The sequence below is a fragment of the Pseudomonas sp. Z18(2022) genome, from assembly GCF_036346535.1.
In the GTDB taxonomy this organism is placed as follows: domain Bacteria; phylum Pseudomonadota; class Gammaproteobacteria; order Pseudomonadales; family Pseudomonadaceae; genus Aquipseudomonas; species Aquipseudomonas yamanorum_A.
In genome coordinates this window covers 1-17268 of the sequence record NZ_JAOTOA010000009.1, presented here as the reverse complement: position 1 = coordinate 17268, position 17268 = coordinate 1, and the positions used below count along the sequence as shown (strand labels likewise).

General features: G+C 59.9%; 18 protein-coding genes. 8 read left to right on the top strand and 10 right to left on the bottom strand.

All coding sequences use genetic code 11. From position 1 onward, the window contains the following. Positions 1-38 precede the first annotated feature (38 nt). Positions 39-1961 carry an esterase EstP gene (gene estP / locus V3W39_RS18690; protein WP_330213104.1) on the bottom strand — a complete coding sequence of 641 codons (1923 nt, stop codon included), beginning with the start codon at positions 1959-1961 and terminating at the stop codon, positions 39-41. Positions 1962-2373: 412 nt separating this feature from the next. On the opposite strand from estP, the gene V3W39_RS18685 reads away from it, so the two are divergent. From V3W39_RS18685 to V3W39_RS18670, 4 genes are read left to right on the top strand one after another with little or no spacing between them, the layout of a single operon-like run. After that, positions 2374-2967 (top strand): aminodeoxychorismate/anthranilate synthase component II, encoded by a 594-nt coding sequence (locus tag V3W39_RS18685; protein ID WP_177112621.1) that lies wholly within the window; start codon positions 2374-2376, stop codon positions 2965-2967. Positions 2968-2976: 9 nt separating this feature from the next. Then, positions 2977-4026 (top strand): anthranilate phosphoribosyltransferase, encoded by a 1050-nt coding sequence (trpD, locus tag V3W39_RS18680; protein ID WP_017476335.1) that lies wholly within the window; start codon positions 2977-2979, stop codon positions 4024-4026. Further along, positions 4023-4859: an indole-3-glycerol phosphate synthase TrpC gene (trpC, locus tag V3W39_RS18675; RefSeq protein ID WP_330213103.1), complete on the top strand. Its 837-nt coding sequence runs from the start codon at positions 4023-4025 to the stop codon at positions 4857-4859. The genes trpD and trpC overlap by 4 nt, the downstream gene beginning before the upstream one ends. Beyond that, entirely contained in the window at positions 4859-5557 is a 699-nt protein-coding gene (locus tag V3W39_RS18670; protein WP_177121897.1) for a lipoate--protein ligase family protein, read from the top strand. Before trpC ends, V3W39_RS18670 begins: the two co-directional genes overlap by 1 nt. Here V3W39_RS18670 and crp read toward each other — a convergent pair. Beyond that, positions 5554-6198 (bottom strand): cAMP-activated global transcriptional regulator CRP, encoded by a 645-nt coding sequence (gene crp, locus V3W39_RS18665; RefSeq protein WP_010167230.1) that lies wholly within the window; start codon positions 6196-6198, stop codon positions 5554-5556. The genes V3W39_RS18670 and crp overlap by 4 nt on opposite strands. A gap of 250 nt (positions 6199-6448) precedes the next feature. Here crp and V3W39_RS18660 point away from each other — a divergent pair, with 250 nt between their 5' ends. Beyond that, positions 6449-6871, top strand: a complete 423-nt coding sequence (locus V3W39_RS18660; RefSeq protein WP_177043266.1) for an OsmC family protein — start codon at positions 6449-6451, stop codon at positions 6869-6871. Positions 6872-7036: 165 nt separating this feature from the next. Here the strand turns inward: V3W39_RS18660 and coq7 are convergent, their stop codons facing one another. The 6 genes from coq7 to hemJ form a co-directional block, all read right to left on the bottom strand. Continuing rightward, positions 7037-7684: a 2-polyprenyl-3-methyl-6-methoxy-1,4-benzoquinone monooxygenase gene (gene coq7, locus V3W39_RS18655; RefSeq protein WP_177043267.1), complete on the bottom strand. Its 648-nt coding sequence runs from the start codon at positions 7682-7684 to the stop codon at positions 7037-7039. Between the two features lie 180 nt (positions 7685-7864). Beyond that, positions 7865-8203, bottom strand: a complete 339-nt coding sequence (locus tag V3W39_RS18650; protein WP_010167221.1) for a histidine triad nucleotide-binding protein — start codon at positions 8201-8203, stop codon at positions 7865-7867. A gap of 46 nt (positions 8204-8249) precedes the next feature. Beyond that, positions 8250-9038 (bottom strand): SDR family NAD(P)-dependent oxidoreductase, encoded by a 789-nt coding sequence (locus V3W39_RS18645; RefSeq protein ID WP_177079319.1) that lies wholly within the window; start codon positions 9036-9038, stop codon positions 8250-8252. A gap of 62 nt (positions 9039-9100) precedes the next feature. Next, on the bottom strand, positions 9101-10066 hold the full coding sequence (locus V3W39_RS18640) for a DUF805 domain-containing protein (RefSeq protein WP_330213102.1): 966 nt from the start codon (positions 10064-10066) through the stop codon (positions 9101-9103). Between the two features lie 63 nt (positions 10067-10129). Next, positions 10130-11098 carry an NAD(P)H-dependent flavin oxidoreductase gene (locus V3W39_RS18635; RefSeq protein ID WP_177043270.1) on the bottom strand — a complete coding sequence of 323 codons (969 nt, stop codon included), beginning with the start codon at positions 11096-11098 and terminating at the stop codon, positions 10130-10132. Between the two features lie 24 nt (positions 11099-11122). Further along, positions 11123-11551, bottom strand: a complete 429-nt coding sequence (hemJ, locus tag V3W39_RS18630; RefSeq protein WP_177043271.1) for a protoporphyrinogen oxidase HemJ — start codon at positions 11549-11551, stop codon at positions 11123-11125. Positions 11552-11687: 136 nt separating this feature from the next. Here hemJ and argC point away from each other — a divergent pair, with 136 nt between their 5' ends. Further along, the gene (gene argC / locus V3W39_RS18625) at positions 11688-12722 is read left to right on the top strand and encodes an N-acetyl-gamma-glutamyl-phosphate reductase (RefSeq protein WP_010206935.1); all 1035 of its coding nucleotides are present in this window, start codon (positions 11688-11690) and stop codon (positions 12720-12722) included. 162 nt (positions 12723-12884) lie between these two features. After that, positions 12885-13235, top strand: a complete 351-nt coding sequence (erpA, locus tag V3W39_RS18620; RefSeq protein WP_003176443.1) for an iron-sulfur cluster insertion protein ErpA — start codon at positions 12885-12887, stop codon at positions 13233-13235. Positions 13236-13301: 66 nt separating this feature from the next. On the opposite strand, the gene V3W39_RS18615 is transcribed toward erpA, so the two are convergent. Both V3W39_RS18615 and V3W39_RS18610 read right to left on the bottom strand, forming a co-directional pair. Further along, entirely contained in the window at positions 13302-14393 is a 1092-nt protein-coding gene (locus V3W39_RS18615; protein WP_330213101.1) for an anhydro-N-acetylmuramic acid kinase, read from the bottom strand. A 3-nt stretch (positions 14394-14396) separates the two neighbouring features. Beyond that, entirely contained in the window at positions 14397-15809 is a 1413-nt protein-coding gene (locus V3W39_RS18610; RefSeq protein WP_177112627.1) for a peptidoglycan DD-metalloendopeptidase family protein, read from the bottom strand. 211 nt (positions 15810-16020) lie between these two features. Between V3W39_RS18610 and tyrS the strand changes: the two genes are divergently transcribed. Continuing rightward, positions 16021-17220 (top strand): tyrosine--tRNA ligase, encoded by a 1200-nt coding sequence (tyrS, locus tag V3W39_RS18605; protein ID WP_076962201.1) that lies wholly within the window; start codon positions 16021-16023, stop codon positions 17218-17220. The last annotated feature ends 48 nt before the right edge of the window (positions 17221-17268 follow it).

Sequence of the window (17268 nt, the reverse complement as noted above, 5' to 3'; positions counted from 1 at the left end):
AGCTCCCACAGTTGTTTTGTGGGGGATGTTAGATCGGCTCAGAAATCCAGGCTCACCCCGACACTCACCCCTTGCTGGGTCAAATTGTCATCCTTCCTCACGTTATACGCGGCGCTCAACACCAGCTCCTTGGTCAATCGCTGACTGACCCCCAGGCTCAGGCGATCTGAATTGGTGCGTGGCGTGTAGCCGTCCAGTTTGAAATTGATCCCCGGCACGCTGTTAAGCGACATGCCCACCCGCTGCGTATCGTTTTCAAACTCATGCTCGTGGGCGACTTCGCCAAACACCAGGGTTTGCGGCGTGACGCGATAGCTGCCTTGCAACCCCACGCCCAAGCGTTTGGAGTCGCGCTGTTGATCGTCAAACGTCAGCGCGGTGGAGCGTGCGTCTTTCTCTGAGTAACCATTCACCTCTACCCGCGCATAGTCGGCGCTGATGAACGGTGACAGGTGCCAGTCGCTGCCCGGCTGGGCGATGTCGTACCCCACGCGGCCGCTCAGGGCCCACAACCAGCCGTCAGTGTCGCCTTTCTCGGTGCCTTCGCTGACGCCCAGGGCGAACTTGCGCTTGAGGTTGTCGAAGTCCAGCTTGCCGCCCGTCAATGCTGCATCCGCCCACCAGTGATTCTGTTGGTACTGGGCGAAGGCCGTGCCCATGTAGCTGTTGAGCTTGTAGTCCGAATCGCTGGCGCCGGCCTCAAGGGTCTGGCGATAGAAGCCCGCTGCCACGCCGACGCGCCAGGCCTCGTTGAGGCGGTAACTGCCGCCGATGTTCAGGTTGTAGCCGCTGCCGTCACCGCTGGCCGAGCTGTTTTGGTCGTCGAAGTCCAGGTGCTGGCCGCCGGCGGCGACAATTGCCCGCCATTGGCCCACGGCCTGCCAGTTGCCGGAGTCGGCTTGCCATTGATTGCGCAATTCATCCTGGTGGGCACGCAAGGTGCCTTGGGCCATTTCCGGCAGCAGGGTGATTTCCCAGGGGGCGGCGAGCAGCGAATAGGCGTAGTCGGCGATCAATACCTGGCCGGCTTCGGTGGGGTGGACGGTGTCGTTGTAAATCAGCTTGGTCGGGTCTGGGTTGGTGCCGCCGACGCCGTACACGGGGTTCCGGCAGGTGGTGCCGCTGAAGCAGGTCTGGTTGAGATTCTGGTCGGTGGCAAAGCCAAAGCGCCCAGGGTCGGCGAAGGTTTCCTTGAGCAGCAACGGAATGTTCAGCGGGATGATCTGTGCATCTATTTGTGACAGGCGCTGGACCAATGTCTGGTTGAAGACGCCAGCCAGGGCGCTGACGGTGCCTTGGAGCGGCGTGCCATTGACGGCAGGTGTAAGGCCCAGGTCCGGCAGCATCCACACCATCACATAACGGGCCCCAGCCTGTTGCAGGGCCAGGGCGCTGTTGGCCAGGCGTCCGGCTGCGGCTGACGCCTGATCGGGGCTGAGCACCAGGCCGTCGAGGAAGTCATTACCGCCGCCGGAGAGAAAGTACAGCGCGTTGGGGTCGGCTCGGCCGCCCGTTGATGCGAGGTATCCGGGACGTGTACGCAGCACCTGCCCGGTGTCGCTGTCGGTGACGGTGGAGTTGCCGGTGATGGCATCGTAGATCTGCTGAGTGGTGTAGCCGCCGACCGCCCAGTTATTGCCGTCTGCCTGGCCCTGCGCAGCGCGTTCCGGGGAGGTGGAGGCATTCAGGTCGCCCGGGGCAACCCCCAGCTTGCCGCCCAATAACGTCGAGGAGATCAGCGAAGTGCTTTCGCCGCTGCCGTCAAAGTATTGCGGGCCGGTGCGGTTGGTGAAGCGATAGGTTGAGCCGGGGGCGCCAGGGTCTGCGAAAGTCCCGGCATCAGCCAGGCTGTCGCCGAACACGATCATGGTCGAGTAGGGCGATGGTGCGGCGAACGCCTGGGAGCAAGCCAGAGTTAACAGGCAGCCGACGAGTGGGGCGAAGTAGGGCTTTTTGGTCATGAGTCCGTCCATGATTTTATTTTTTTGTCTGCACTATGACTGTAGCGACCTCCCAAGGGTTCTGAAAAAATTGACGCCAATTATCGGGCAGGCAGTTTCCCCCGTATTTGCGGCGCCATATTGCACCGCTGGCGAGGCTACGTTACTGTGCTTGGACGTATGAATGAGACCCTCCCCGTGTTGATCATCAGCAAACTCTTGATGCGAGTAGTCAAGGCACACGCCCGTTGGCGTTGGCGCGCCTAACTTTTCTCTACCGGCCACGCCGGACCTGTACCGATTTGCCTTCTTCACCCTTTGTTCGACGCCCCTTGCCGGCCAACCCCGGCAACCGGAAAGTGCGTCTGGCAGCGGGTCACTCCCTTGGAAGGCCGTCATTAGAAGTCAGTGAATTCAAGAGGTTTTAACCCACATGTTGCTGATGATTGATAACTACGACTCCTTTACCTACAACGTTGTGCAGTACCTGGGCGAGCTTGGCGCCGAGGTCAAGGTGGTGCGCAACGACGAATTGACCGTGGCCCAGATCGCCGCGTTGAACCCTGAACGCATCGTCGTTTCCCCAGGCCCGTGCACCCCGACCGAAGCGGGTATTTCCCTGGAAGCCATCAAGTTCTTCGCCGGCAAGTTGCCGATCCTGGGCGTGTGCCTGGGCCATCAGTCCATCGGCCAGGCATTCGGCGGCGACGTGGTTCGCGCCCGCCAGGTGATGCACGGCAAGACCAGCCCGGTATTTCACAAGGACCAGGGCGTATTCCACGGCTTGAACCTGCCGGTGACGGTGACCCGTTATCACTCGTTGGTGGTCAAGCGTGAAACCCTGCCCGAGTGCCTTGAGCTGACGGCCTGGACCCAACTGGAAGACGGCTCCGTCGACGAGATCATGGGCCTGCGTCACAAGACATTGAACGTGGAAGGGGTGCAATTTCACCCGGAATCGATTTTGACCGAGCAGGGCTACGAGCTGTTCGCTAACTTTCTCAAGCAGAGCGGCGGCACGCGCTAAGGACTTTTCATGGATATCAAGACTGCCCTGAGCCGTATCGTCGGCCATCTGGACCTGAGCACCGCTGAAATGAGCGATGTGATGCGCGAGATCATGACCGGTCAATGCACCGACGCACAGATTGGCGCGTTCATGATGGCAATGCGCATGAAGAGTGAGAGCATCGACGAAATCGTCGGCGCCGTGTCGGTGATGCGCGAGCTGGCCGACAAGGTCGAGCTCAAGACCCTCGACGGTGTGGTCGACGTGGTCGGCACCGGCGGCGACGGTGCGAATATCTTCAACGTGTCGACGGCTTCTTCCTTCGTGGTGGCAGCTGCCGGCTGCACCGTGGCCAAGCACGGTAACCGTGCGGTGTCGGGTAAAAGCGGCAGCGCCGACTTGCTGGAAGCCGCAGGCATCTACCTGAACCTGACCCCGGTACAAGTGGCGCGTTGCATTGATAACGTCGGTATCGGCTTTATGTTTGCCCAGTCCCATCACGGGGCTATGAAACACGCCGCCGGCCCACGTAAAGATCTGGGCTTGCGCACCCTGTTCAACATGCTCGGCCCGCTTACGAATCCGGCCGGCGTGAAGCATCAGGTGGTGGGCGTGTTCAGCCAGGCGTTGTGCCGGCCATTGGCCGAAGTGTTGCAGCGCCTGGGCAGCAAGCACGTGCTGGTGGTGCATTCCAAGGACGGCCTGGACGAATTCAGCCTGGCGGCACCGACCTTCGTGGCGGAGCTGAAGGATGACCAGGTCACCGAGTATTGGGTCGAGCCTGAAGACCTCGGCATGAAAAGCCAGAGCCTGCACGGCCTGGCGGTGGAAAGCCCGGCGGCCTCCCTTGAATTGATTCGCGATGCCCTGGGGCGTCGCAAGACCGAAAACGGCCAGAAAGCCGCAGAAATGATTGTGCTCAACGCCGGTGCGGCGCTGTATGCCGCAGATCACGCCTACAGTCTTAAAGAGGGCGTCGCCCTCGCTCATGATGCGTTGCACACCGGGCTGGCGCGTGAAAAGCTCGAAGAACTGGGTGCGTTTACTGCGGTGTTCAAAGTGGAGAATGAAGGATGAGTGTTCCGACCGTTCTGGAAAAAATCCTCGCCCGCAAGGCAGAGGAAGTCGCCGAGCGCCGTGCCCGTGTCAGCCTGGCCGAGCTGGAAGGCCTGGCGAAAAGCGCTGATGCGCCCCGCGGTTTTGCCAATGCGCTGATCAAGCAGGCCAAGGACAAGCAGCCGGCCGTCATCGCTGAAATCAAAAAAGCTTCGCCGAGCAAGGGCGTGATTCGCGAGATCTTCATCCCTGAAGACATTGCCAAGAGCTATGAGAAGGGCGGTGCGACGTGCCTTTCGGTGCTGACCGATATCGACTATTTCCAGGGTTCCGACCTGTACCTGCAGCAAGCCCGCGCGGCGTGCTCGCTGCCGGTGATCCGCAAGGACTTCATGGTTGACCCGTACCAGATCATCGAAGCCCGTGCGCTGGGCGCCGATTGCGTGCTGCTGATCGTCTCCGCACTGGATGACGTGAAGATGGCCGAACTGGCTGCCGTGGCCAAAAGCGTCGGCCTCGACGTGCTGGTTGAAGTGCATGACGGTGATGAGCTGGAGCGCGCGCTGAAAACCCTCGACACACCGTTGGTGGGCGTCAACAACCGCAACCTGCACACCTTTGAAGTCAGCCTGGAAAATACCCTGGACCTGTTGCCGCGTATCCCGCGTGACCGGTTGGTGATTACCGAAAGCGGCATCGTCAATCGTGCGGATGTGGAGCTGATGGAAATCAGCGGCGTGTATTCGTTCCTGGTGGGCGAAACCTTCATGCGCGCCGAGAACCCGGGGGCTGAACTGCAGCGCCTGTTCTTCCCGGAACGTGGCGTCGCCGTCAGCGGCTCGACCCTGGATTGATGATGACCCAGCCGGTGGCGATGACGGTCGAGGCCGGCCTTAAGGCCGAGCAGGATTTGCTCGCCGCGGTCTGCGCGGGTGAGCAGCCGTTCGGCCTATTGTTCTGGCAACCGAATGATCAGGCTTTGGTGATGCCCCGTCGCCTGAGCCGGCTTCCGGCATTCGAGACGGCCAGCCAGGTGTCGGCCGACGCCGGTTGGCCGGTGCTGTTGCGGGAAACCGGCGGCGAGCCGGTTCCGCAATCGGCGGCCACGGTCAACATCGCGCTGGTCTATGCGCCGCCGCGCAGTGAAGGTGACCAAGGTCGCATCGAAACCGGTTACCAGCGTTTGTGCCAACCGATTTGCGACCTGCTGATCGAGTTGGGTGGCAATGCCTCGGTGGGCGAGATTGACGGTGCGTTTTGCGACGGTCGCTATAACGTCAACCTCGATGGCCGCAAAATGGTCGGTACCGCCCAACGCTGGCGCCAAAGTGGCGGGCGCCCGGTGGGATTGGTGCACGGTGCGTTACTGCTGGATGACGATCGCGTCGAGCTGATCGCTGCGGTCAATCGCTTCAATGAAGCGTGTGGCCTGGAACAGCGGGTGCGCGCCGAAAGCCACATTGCCTTGCACGAAGCCTTCGCTGCGCCTGACGCGATTGCCCGGCTCGATGCGTTGTACCGGCAGATGCTGGCGAGCTTCCTGCCGGTTTAGCGAGTGCCGTACACCACCATGGTCTTGCCTTTGACATGGACCAGGTTGCGTTCTTCCAGGTCCTTGAGCACCCGGCCTACCATTTCCCTTGAGCAACCCACGATCCGGCCGATTTCCTGGCGGGTGATCTTGATCTGCATCCCGTCGGGATGGGTCATGGCGTCCGGTTGCTTGCACAGTTCCAACAGGCAGCGGGCGACCCTGCCGGTGACGTCAAAGAACGCCAGGTCGCCGACCTTGCGCGTGGTGTCGCGCAGGCGCTGGGCGATCTGCCCGCTCAGGGCATACAGAATGTCGGGATCCTGCTGGGCCAATTCGCGAAACTTCGCATAGCTGATCTCGGCGACTTCGCATTCGACCTTGGCCCGCACCCAGGCACTGCGCTGCTGTTCCTTGCCGGCTTGTTCGAAAAGTCCGAGTTCACCGAAGAAATCACCGGTGTTGAGGTAGGCGATGATCATTTCGCGGCCATCGTCATCCTCGATCAGGATGGTGACTGAGCCTTTGATAATGAAGAACAGGGATTCCGAGCGCTCGCCCGCGCAGATGATGTTGTGCTTGGCCGGATGACGCCGGCGCTGACAATGCATCAGCAGTTTGTCGAGGTTCTTGATTTTGGGTGTGGGAGTAATAGCAACCATGGTTGTATCCCGAAAAGACTGCACGGTGTTGTTGAGCTTGTTTTTTTATCCAGCGCGATCAACGGCTAAGCTACATCATCCAATGGATGGCAATGCGCCATTGATTTGGCGCCAGCTTAACAGACACATTCTGACTACATTAGGGAATTTACCCGGCAAACCCTGCTGTTGATCGCTTTCATGGGAAACTCTGCCGCCCCAAAACCCTGTGCTAAGCTGGCGACCCTTTTTTAGCAGTGGAGTCTGGGCGATGAAGGCACGCATCCAATGGGCGGGCGAAGCCATGTTCCTCGGTGAGTCGGGCAGTGGCCACGTGGTGGTCATGGATGGCCCGCCGGAGGCCGGTGGCCGCAACCTGGGCGTACGCCCGATGGAAATGCTCCTGCTTGGTGTAGGCGGTTGCAGCAATTTCGACGTGGTCAGCATCTTGAAGAAGTCCCGACAGGCGGTGGAAAGCTGCGAAGCGTTCCTGGAAGCCGAGCGTGCCACCGAAGACCCCAAGGTATTTACCAAGATCCACATGCATTTCGTGGTCAAGGGCCGGTCGTTGAAAGAAGCCCAGGTCAAGCGTGCCATTGAGCTGTCGGCCGAGAAGTACTGCTCGGCCTCGATCATGCTGGGCGCTGCGGGCGTTGCCATTACTCATGACTACGAGATCATTGAGTTGGGCTGATTCCTCAATCAGCAGGCAAAAAGAAAGGGCGCTAAAAAGCGCCCTTTCTGGTTTTTTGTAGGAGCAAGCTTGCTCGCGATGGGCGTTAACGATAACGCGGACATCCTGAATGAATGCGGTGCTCTTGCGTTTTTCGCGAGCAAGCTCGCTCCTACAGGGCCGGCCTCAGATGCGGTAAGTGCTCTTGGTCATGACCTTGGCCAGCAGGCTCATGCCGAATTTCACCGGTGCCGGGAAGCGGAAGCCGCCGGCGTCCAGCGCGCTTTCGGCGTGATGCTCTTCATCTATGCGCATCTGCTCAAGAATCGCCCGGGATTTTTCGTCCTCGGCCGGCAGTTGCTCAAGGTGTTCGTTGAGGTGTTTGCACACCTGATGCTCGGTGGCGGCCACAAAACCCAGGCTGACTTTGTCGCTGATCAACCCGGCCACCGCCCCAATGCCAAACGACAGGCCGTAGAACAGCGGGTTCAGCACGCTGGGATGGCTGTTCAACTGGCGGATGCGTTGTTCGCACCAGGCCAAATGGTCAATTTCTTCTTCGGCGGCGTGTTCCATCGCGGCGCGCACTTGCGGCAGCTTGGCGGTCAGGGCCTGGCCCTGGTACAGCGCCTGAGCACAGACTTCGCCGGTATGGTTGATGCGCATCAGGCCGGCGACGTGGCGGGTGTCGCTCTCGCTCATTTGCGCTTCGGGCTGCACGATGGCTGGCGACGGGCGGTGCGGTTGGCCGCTGAATGGCAGCAGCGTGCGCATGGCCGTGTCGGCTTGCAGCAACAGACGGTCAATCGGCGAGTAGTGACGTTGGGTAGTCATGCTGACCTCCGGGAAGAATCTCGGCGGCCAGTTTACCGCAAGAGAGGGTGAAGCGTTTGCGCTGGGTCAAATTGCTTGTGTGGCGAGGGAGCTTGCTCCCGCTGGAGTGCGCAGCGCTCCCGGTTTTATGCGGCCGCTACGCGACCGAGCGGGAGCAAGCTCCCTCGCCACAGATGGTGCTCAGCCCGGCGGCCAGTTCATCTGGCGCTGACCCAGAACATGCATATGGATGTGATAAACAGTCTGCCCGCCATCTTCATTGCAGTTCATCACCACACGGAAGCCCTTTTCGCAGCCTTGTTCAACGGCCAGGCGTTGGGCGGTGAACAGGATATGCCCGGCCAGCGCCTTGTCTTCCTCGGTGAGGTCGTTAAGGGTACGGATCGGCTTTTTCGGAATCACCAGGAAATGCACGGGTGCCATTGGCGCGATGTCGTGGAAGGCCAGGACCTGGTCATCCTCGTAGATGATTCTCGCGGGTATTTCTCTGTTGATGATCTTGGTGAACAGAGTATCCACAGCTGTTTCTCCATTGTGAAAGTGCAAGGTGAGTGTACTCAGCGGGTCAGCGCGGGCAATAGGCCTTGTTGATGGCGCCGGCAATCTTGCGCGTCAGCCAGCGCGGGCTGAAGCGCGGGCTGAACGCCAGCCAGCGATTACGCCGGCCGGGAATGATGATGGCTTTGTTCTTGGCCAGGGCGCGCACGGTATAGAGCGCAACTTCCTCCGGGCTCATCAGCTGTTGGCTGCGGTCCAGTTTGGCGGTGTCCATTTGTGCGGTGCCGAAGAACGCGGTACGGGTCGGGCCGGGGCAGAGGACGGAAACCTTGATGCCACAGGTTTTGAGTTCTTCGCGCAAGCCTTCGGAAAAGTGCAGCACGTAGGCCTTGCTGGCGTAGTAGGTGCTCATCCAGGGGCCCGGCTGGAAGGCAGCAACCGATGCGACGTTGAGAATCTGCCCACCGCCGTGCAGGGCCATCGCATTGCCGAGAGCGTGGCACATGCGGGTCAGGGCTAGGATGTTGACTTCCATCAGGTCCTGCTCGGTCATCCAGTCCTGTGCCAGGAACGGGCCGCTGGTGCCGATGCCGGCGCAGTTGACCAGCAGGTCGATCTGCCGTTCGCCCTCCTCAAGCTCCAGCAGGAACCCGGACAGGCGCAAGGGCTCGCCCAGGTCGCAGGCGCGGAACAGCACCTCGACGCCAAAGCGTTGGGTCAATTCGATTGCAATGCTTTCCAACTGATCACGCTGGCGGGCCACCAGAATCAAGCTGCGGCCGCGACGGGCCAGTGCTTCGGCCAAGGCCAGGCCGATGCCGCTGGAGGCACCGGTGATCAGAGCGTAACGGGTCATGCGTTTCTCCATCGCAACGCTACCGGGCCTGTGACAGAGGCGTCACAGGCGTCGGGCGTTTTTCACTGTTGCGTAGAGTCTACAGGTTCGGCTGTGTCGTCAGCACTTTGCACATCGACTTCATCGACGGCGGTGGCCTGGTCGCTGTCGTCATCGGAATTGATGGAGCTGCTTTCGTAGCTGGCGCCTACGTCGCTTTCCAGTTGATCCAGGTAGCCGCTCATGCCCACCAGCACCGCGCCGGCAAAGATCAGCGGAATGAATGCCAGCCACAGGGCGGACAGGATTTTTACCGCGGTAGAGTTGCGCGGCGGTGGCGCGCCGTACTGGTTGGCGCCGGTATTGCCCGGGAGAACCATCAGCAGAATCGGGAAGATGCTGCCTACGAACGGCACCAGGTGCAGGAACCACAGCCAGCCGGACCAACCCAGGTCATGCAGGCGCTGTACGGTGATCTGCACGCTGACCCACACGGCGGCCACGAGTAGGGCGATCCCGACCAGAAAGCCAATGACCATGGCAATCGTCGGAGACACCGCGGCGATGCCCAGCCCGACAGTAAAGAACGCGCCCGAGACGAGCAGCATCACCACGCTCAATACCAGTGTCCACGCCAGGAAGCGCAAGCGCCCGATACGGCCGTTGACGGTGAATACTTTAAGGGTGGAAAACTCCGGCAGGTTCTCGCCGACGGCGGCCCGGGGCGGGGCGTAAGGTGATGCGGCGGGGGTTGTGTAATCGGTCGAGCTGCCGGAGCCCGTTTCGTGGGTTTCGGCAAGGCTGAAGGCGACGGGCTGCTCTTCTTCTATGCGCGCGTCGACACCGGCATTTTTCAGCGCTTGCAGGTAGGTTTCGGCATCGGCGCGGGAAAGGTCGCGTTTCAGGGCGACAGGGCGGCCGGTGAGGAGTTTTTCTATCGCGTCAACTTCGCTTTTGAACAGCTCGGCGAGGTTCAGCTTGGCGGTGGTGCTCTCGACGCCCGGGAGCAATGCGCCATCAAACACAATCTTGAAACGGTTGTCGCTCATGCGGGCATCCTTGTCACTGAAATAGGGGAGGCCTGCTTCGATCAGCAGGCTTTACATCGCGGGTCAGCGTGGCCAGCGTTCAGGCAATTGTGCCGCGTGCTCGAGCGCCTTGCGGTATTCGGCATCCAGGCGGGCCACGAGTTCATCGACACTGGGCAAATCATCTATCTCACCGACGCCCTGGCCGGCAGACCATACGGTCTTCCAGGCTTTGGCCTCGTCGTTGAGTGGCTTGAGCTTGGAGCCGAAATTGACTTCGCCCTTGCCTTGCAGCGCAGCGAGGTCGAAACCGGCGTTTTCCAGGCTCTGGCGCATGAAGCTTGCGGGCACACCGGAGACGGCTGGAGTGTGCACGATGTCGGCGGCGCGCGATGTGAGCAGCATCTCTTTATAAGCATCCGGGGCGTGGCTTTCGGTGGTGCCGATAAAACGGGTGCCGAAATAGGCCAGGTCGGCGCCGAGTAGTTGTGCCGCGAGGATTTCGTGGCCGTGGTTGAGGCAGCCGGCGAGTAGCAGGGTCTTGTCGAAGAACTGACGAATCTCTGCAATCAGCGAAAACGGGCTCCAGGTACCGGCGTGGCCACCGGCGCCCGCCGCGACGGCGATCAGGCCGTCGACGCCGGCTTCAGCGGCTTTCTCGGCATGGCGCCGGGTGGTGACGTCGTGGAATACCAGGCCGCCGTAGCTGTGCACGGCGTCCACCAATTCTTTCACCGCGCCCAGGCTGGTGATGACGATCGGCACCTTGTGTTCGACGCAGATCGCCAGGTCAGCTTCCACACGCGGGTTGCTGTTGTGCACGATCAGGTTGACCGCATAGGGCGCCGGCTTGTCCAGCAGCGCCAGGCCCGCTTCGATCTCTTCCAGCCACGCCTTGAAACCGCTGCTTTCGCGCTGGTTGAGCGCCGGGAAACTCCCGACGATCCCGTTGCGGCAGCAGGCCAGTACCAGTTGCGGGTTGGAAATCAGAAACATCGGCGCAGCCACTACAGGCAGGCGCAGATTTTGTTCGAGCGAAGCGGGCAGCGACATTGGAAGTACCCCGAGTAATAGAAATTAGAACGGTTTGACCACGACCAAAATTACGATAGCCAGCAATATCAGAACTGGCACTTCATTGAACCAGCGATAAAAGACATGGCTGCGGGTGTTTTCGCCACGGGCAAAACGTTTTACCTGTGCGCCGCACATGTGGTGGTAGCCGATCAGCAGTACTACCAGGGTCAACTTGGCGTGGATCCAGGCGCCGGATTGAAAGATGGCGGGGTTGAGGTAGATCAGCCAGCCACCGAACACCAGGCTGGCAATCATTGCCGGGCCCATGATGCCGCGGTACAGCTTGCGCTCCATGACGCTGAAGCGTTCCTTGCTGACGGTGTCCTCGCTTTGAGCGTGGTAGACGAACAGGCGCGGAAGGTAGAACAGCCCGGCAAACCAGCAGACGATGCTGATGATATGGAAGGCTTTGACCCATAGATAAAGCATTTTTAGTTATTCCCAGGTTCACGGTAGCTGAAGATAGTAGTGGCTCAAGCGTCTACACGTCACGTTGACGGTTGTCGCAGGACGATACGGACCCTATTATCGACGGCTTTCCAGTGGGTTCGTTGAGGGCAGGTTTATGGTTAAGGTCGGTATCGTCGGCGGCACGGGTTACACCGGTGTCGAATTGCTGCGTTTGTTGGCTCAGCATCCGCAAGCTGAGGTGGTGGTGATCACTTCCCGATCCGAGGCCGGCCTGGCTGTGGCCGACATGTACCCGAACCTGCGAGGCCACTATGACGGCCTGGCGTTCAGCGTTCCGGACATCAAGACCCTGGGCGCGTGTGATGTGGTGTTCTTCGCCACGCCCCACGGTGTGGCCCACGCCCTGGCGGGCGAGTTGCTGGCCGCTGGCACCAAGGTGATCGACTTGTCGGCAGACTTCCGCCTGCAGGACGCCGATGAGTGGGCCAAGTGGTACGGCCAGCCTCACGGCGCGCCGGAGTTGCTGGAAGAGGCGGTGTATGGCCTGCCGGAAGTCAATCGCGAGCAGATCAAGCAGGCGCGTCTGATCGCCGTGCCGGGTTGCTATCCGACCGCCACGCAGTTGGGTTTCCTGCCATTGCTGGAGGCCGGGTTGGCGGATGCATCGCGCCTGATTGCTGACTGCAAGTCGGGTGTCAGTGGTGCGGGTCGGGGTGCAGCGGTAGGTTCGCTGTACTCCGAGACGTCGGAAAGCATGAAAGCCTATGCAGTCAAAGGCCATCGCCACTTGCCGGAAATTCGCCAGGGGCTGCGTCGCGCGGCGGGTAAGGATGTCGGCCTGACGTTTGTGCCGCACCTGACGCCGATGATTCGCGGGATCCACTCAACGCTGTATGCAACGGTCGTCGATCGCTCGGTGGATCTGCAGGCGCTGTTTGAAAAGCGCTATGCCAATGAACCGTTCGTCGACGTGATGCCGGCGGGCAGCCACCCGGAAACCCGCAGCGTGCGTGGTGCCAACGTGTGCCGTATTGCAGTGCACCGCCCACAGGATGGTGACCTGGTGGTGGTGTTGTCGGTGATCGATAACCTGGTGAAGGGTGCTTCGGGCCAGGCGGTGCAGAACATGAACATCCTGTTTGGCCTGGACGAGAAGCTGGGCCTGTCCCACGCGGGCATGCTGCCGTAAGTTTTCTGCTGTTGCGCAAAGGCCCGTTGATCGGGCCTTTCGTGTTTTTAATGGCCGCTGCGCAGATTGATATACCGTAACAATAGTTGACCGCTTTTCTAGGAGAAGCGGATAATGCCCGCCATCACGCATATGGCGGCGCTACGCCGGGAGATTATCAGCATGAGCGTTGAATCCTTCACCCCCACGGCTTTGCAATTCACCCACGGTGCTGCGCACAAGGTGAAGAGCCTGGTCGATGAAGAGGGTAATGATCGCTTGAAGCTGCGCGTATTTGTTACGGGCGGCGGTTGTTCAGGGTTTCAGTACGGTTTCACCTTCGATGAAGACGTGGCCGATGACGACACCATCGTTGAGCGCGAGGGCGTAAGCCTGGTCGTGGATCCGATGAGCTTCCAGTACCTGGCAGGAGCCGAGGTGGATTATCAGGAAGGTCTGGAAGGTTCGCGCTTCGTGATCAAGAACCCGAATGCAACCACCACGTGTGGTTGCGGGTCTTCGTTCTCGATCTGATCGACAGCGGATGTGAAAACGCCGCTTGGCCTTGATAGGGCCAAGCGGCGTTTTGCTGTGTGGGGTTCAGGCGGGGTAGATCGCGCCGAGTACGCGAAGCCCGCGGGCGCCGGTGACGCTGGGGCGGTTGGCGGCGATGCCTTCGAGGCAGCAATGGGCCAGCCAGGCGAAGGCCATGGCCTCGACCCAGTCCGGGTCTACGCCGTAGGTGGCGGTGCTGCTCACTTGAGTGGCGGGCAGCAAGGTGCTCAGGCGGTTCATCAAGGTTGCGTTGTGGGCGCCACCGCCGCAGACCAGCAGGGTTTCGGTCTGTGGTTGGGCGGTTTTCAGGGATTCGACGATGGTCAGGGCGGTGAGCTCAAGCAGCGTGGCCTGCACGTCTTGGGCCGCGAATGACGGTAATCGGCCCAAGTGATGTTCCAGCCATCCCAGGTTGAAGACTTCGCGCCCAGTGCTTTTTGGCCCTTTGGTCACGAAGAATGGGTCGCCGAGTAATGCCTGGAGTAGCTGTGGCTCAACGTTTCCGCCGGCTGCCCACTGGCCATCGCGGTCAAAGTTCTCGCCGCGTTGCTGCAGGATCCAGGCATCGAGCAGGACATTCCCCGGGCCGCAGTCAAAGCCGGCGACCGGTTTGCCAGTCTCGATCAAGCTGAGATTACTGAAGCCGCCGACGTTCAGCACGGCGCGGTTGCCCGTACGCTCGCCAAACAATGCCTCATGAAAGGCGGGCACCAGCGGAGCGCCTTGCCCGCCGGCGGCGACATCGCGGCTGCGGAAGTCACTGACGACGGTGATTCCGGTCAACTCGGTGAGCAGCGCCGGGTTGCCGATCTGTACGGTAAAGCCCCGTGCAGGTTCGTGGCGAATGGTTTGCCCGTGACTGCCAATCGCACGAATGTCCTGGGCTTTGAGTTTCTGCTGATCCAGCAGGGCATGAATACCCTGGGCGGCGAGTGTCACCCAGTTATGCTGGGCGATTGCCGAACGGGCAATCTCGTCCGGGCCGCTGGCGCAAAGGCCAAGCAGCTTGGAACGCAGGGATTCAGGCATGGGGATGTAGTGGGTGGCGATCAGCTTGATCGCCGGCGCCTGCTCGATCAGCGCAATGTCCAGGCCATCAAGGCTGGTCCCGGACATCACACCTATATAGAGCGACATGGCTTAGCGTTTCGCCGAGGCCAGGAGAGTGGAGCGCTCCTGATCCATGCGGGCCATCAGTGGCTGGCTCTGCTGCAGGAAGCGTGCGCGCTCGGCCTTGGCGATTGGATCGGCCATTGGCAGCTTCTGGCCCAGTGGGTCGACGTGCACGCCGTTGACCTGGAACTCGTAGTGCAGGTGCGGGCCGGTAGACAGGCCGGTGGTGCCGATGTAGCCGATCACCTGGCCTTGCTTGACGTTACTGCCCGTCTGCACACCTTTGGCAAAACCTTGCATATGGCCATACAGCGTACGGTACGTGTTGCCGTGTTGGATGATCACGGTGTTGCCATAGCCACCACGGCGACCGGCGAGCAATACCTTGCCGTCACCGGCAGCCTTGATTGGCGTACCACGTGGCGCGGCGTAGTCGACGCCTTTGTGTGCGCGAATTTTGTTCAGAATTGGATGCTTGCGACCCATCGAGAAACGCGAGCTAATACGGGCGAAGTCAACCGGAGTACGGATGAAAGCCTTGCGCATGCTGTTGCCGTCGGCGGTGTAGTAGCTGCTGTTGCCTTGTTTGTTGGTGTAGCGCACTGCGGTGTAGGTCTTGCCACGGTTGGTGAACCGCGCCGAAAGGATGTTGCCAGTGCCTACGACCTTTCCGTTGGCGACCTTCTGCTCGTAGATCACGTCGAATTCGTCACCCTGGCGAATGTCCTGGGCGAAGTCGATGTCGTAGCCAAACACGCTGGCCATATCCATGGTCATGCTGTGGGACAAACCGGCGCGGGCGGCGGATTGCGACAAAGAGCTGTTGATCACTCCGTGTACATACGCAGAGCGCATGACTGGCTTGGTCGTGACTCGATTGAACGCAAAGCCCTTGGCGCCCTTGGTCAGCGTGATGCTTTCCAGGTCGCTGACGCTACTGTGCAGGTTGTTCAACTGGCCGTCGGGGGTGAACTCGAATTCAAGCTTCTGGCCGTGCTTGAGCTGGGTGAACTGCTTGGCCTGCTTGTCGCTTGCCAGTACATCGTTAACTGTCGCGGCGGGAAGACCGACCTTTTCGAACAGGGTCGACAGGGTGTCGCCTTTGGCAACAATGACTTCCCGGTGTAGCGGGTTCTTCGGTGCTTCTACCGCCGGCGTGGCCTGTGCGGTCTCTGGGGTGTCTTCGGCGCTGTTTTCGATCTGGGCAAACGGCGATTCTGCGGCGCCATTTGTGGCTTGTAGTGCGTCGGAAGCGTCTTGATCTTGTGTCAGTTGCTCAACCGGACTTTCAAGGTCAAGGCTCAGTGTCGTTCGTTTGGCTTCTACATCGCTGGAAGGGAATACCAGGAGTGCCAGGCTCAGAAGGGCGGCGATCCCACTTGCGGCGAGCAGGTGGGTCTTCGGGTAAAGCGGCGGCGCTTTAGACGGTTCTGTGGTCATAAGTAATTTTGACTTTGAAAAGATGAATTGGAAAAGATGAATGACATGATGAAGATGAAATAACTGTATAAAATATAACCAAATCATCTGTGGTGCAAGCTTGCGAACGCTAGGCTTGCTGAACGGTGTCCGTGCGCAGGGCAAAACTTGTAATTAGTCCCTGATCTTGTATGGTTGGTTCCCTTTTGAATCTGAGCCTTGCGGGTCTGTTATGAAGTCGGTTGAAGAGCAGCTAGCGCTGATCAAACGTGGTGCGGAAGAACTGTTGGTTGAAGCTGAGCTGATCGAAAAGCTCAAGCGTGGCCAGCCCCTGCGTATTAAGGCTGGCTTTGATCCGACGGCGCCGGATCTGCACCTTGGGCATACCGTGCTTATTAATAAGCTGCGTCAGTTCCAGGAGCTGGGGCATCAGGTGATCTTCCTTATAGGTGACTTCACCGGGATGATCGGCGACCCGAGCGGCAAGAGCGCGACGCGTCCGCCGCTGACTCGTGAGCAGGTTCTCGATAACGCCGAGACCTACAAGACCCAGGTCTTCAAGATTCTTGATCCGGCCAAGACCGAGGTGGCGTTCAACTCCACCTGGATGGATCAGATGGGGCCCGCGGACTTCATTCGTCTGACGTCCCAGTACACCGTTGCTCGCATGCTTGAGCGCGATGACTTCGACAAGCGCTACTCCACCAATCAGCCGATCGCTATCCATGAGTTCCTGTACCCGCTGGTTCAGGGGTATGACTCGGTGGCGTTGCGTGCCGATGTCGAGTTGGGCGGTACCGATCAGAAGTTCAACCTGCTGATGGGGCGTGAGCTGCAGCGTGCGTATGGGCAAGAAGCTCAATGCATTCTGACCATGCCGTTGCTGGAGGGGTTGGATGGCGTCAAGAAGATGTCCAAGTCTCTGGGTAACTATGTAGGTATCCAGGAAGCGCCGGGTGTGATGTACGGCAAGCTCGTCTCGATTCCCGATGCGCTGATGTGGCGTTACTTCGAGCTGTTGAGCTTCCGCTCGATGGATGAGATCAATGCATTGCGTGCCGATGTAGAGGCGGGTGCGAATCCGCGGGACGTGAAGATCAAGCTCGCTGAAGAGATCGTGGCGCGTTTCCATGGCGAAGAGGCTGCTGCCAGTGCTCATCGTGCTGCGGGTAACCGTATGAAGGATGGCGAGCTGCCGGATGATTTGCCTGAGATCGAATTGACTGCTGGCGAGGCAATGCCAATCGCTGCTGTCCTTAATAAGGCGGGCCTGGTGAAGAACTCGGCAGTGGCGCGCGACCTTCTGGGTTCCGGTGGTGTGCGTATAGATGGTGAGGTTGTCGATCGCACCTTTATATACGAACTGGGCGCGACCCACGTTTGCCAGGCCGGCAAGAAGGCATTTGCGCGTATTACGCTTAAATCCGAATAAACCTGAAATTAACTGTTGACGGCGTTTTATATCTGTCTATAATTCGCC

Coding starts and splice junctions, on each gene's coding strand:
- estP (WP_330213104.1), bottom strand. CDS start 1,961: ATGACCAAAAAGCCCTACTTCGCCCCACTCGTCGGCTGCCTGTTAACT.
- V3W39_RS18685 (WP_177112621.1), top strand. CDS start 2,374: ATGTTGCTGATGATTGATAACTACGACTCCTTTACCTACAACGTTGTG.
- trpD (WP_017476335.1), top strand. CDS start 2,977: ATGGATATCAAGACTGCCCTGAGCCGTATCGTCGGCCATCTGGACCTG.
- trpC (WP_330213103.1), top strand. CDS start 4,023: ATGAGTGTTCCGACCGTTCTGGAAAAAATCCTCGCCCGCAAGGCAGAG.
- V3W39_RS18670 (WP_177121897.1), top strand. CDS start 4,859: ATGATGACCCAGCCGGTGGCGATGACGGTCGAGGCCGGCCTTAAGGCC.
- crp (WP_010167230.1), bottom strand. CDS start 6,198: ATGGTTGCTATTACTCCCACACCCAAAATCAAGAACCTCGACAAACTG.
- V3W39_RS18660 (WP_177043266.1), top strand. CDS start 6,449: ATGAAGGCACGCATCCAATGGGCGGGCGAAGCCATGTTCCTCGGTGAG.
- coq7 (WP_177043267.1), bottom strand. CDS start 7,684: ATGACTACCCAACGTCACTACTCGCCGATTGACCGTCTGTTGCTGCAA.
- V3W39_RS18645 (WP_177079319.1), bottom strand. CDS start 9,038: ATGACCCGTTACGCTCTGATCACCGGTGCCTCCAGCGGCATCGGCCTG.
- V3W39_RS18640 (WP_330213102.1), bottom strand. CDS start 10,066: ATGAGCGACAACCGTTTCAAGATTGTGTTTGATGGCGCATTGCTCCCG.
- V3W39_RS18635 (WP_177043270.1), bottom strand. CDS start 11,098: ATGTCGCTGCCCGCTTCGCTCGAACAAAATCTGCGCCTGCCTGTAGTG.
- hemJ (WP_177043271.1), bottom strand. CDS start 11,551: ATGCTTTATCTATGGGTCAAAGCCTTCCATATCATCAGCATCGTCTGC.
- argC (WP_010206935.1), top strand. CDS start 11,688: ATGGTTAAGGTCGGTATCGTCGGCGGCACGGGTTACACCGGTGTCGAA.
- erpA (WP_003176443.1), top strand. CDS start 12,885: ATGAGCGTTGAATCCTTCACCCCCACGGCTTTGCAATTCACCCACGGT.
- V3W39_RS18615 (WP_330213101.1), bottom strand. CDS start 14,393: ATGTCGCTCTATATAGGTGTGATGTCCGGGACCAGCCTTGATGGCCTG.
- V3W39_RS18610 (WP_177112627.1), bottom strand. CDS start 15,809: ATGACCACAGAACCGTCTAAAGCGCCGCCGCTTTACCCGAAGACCCAC.
- tyrS (WP_076962201.1), top strand. CDS start 16,021: ATGAAGTCGGTTGAAGAGCAGCTAGCGCTGATCAAACGTGGTGCGGAA.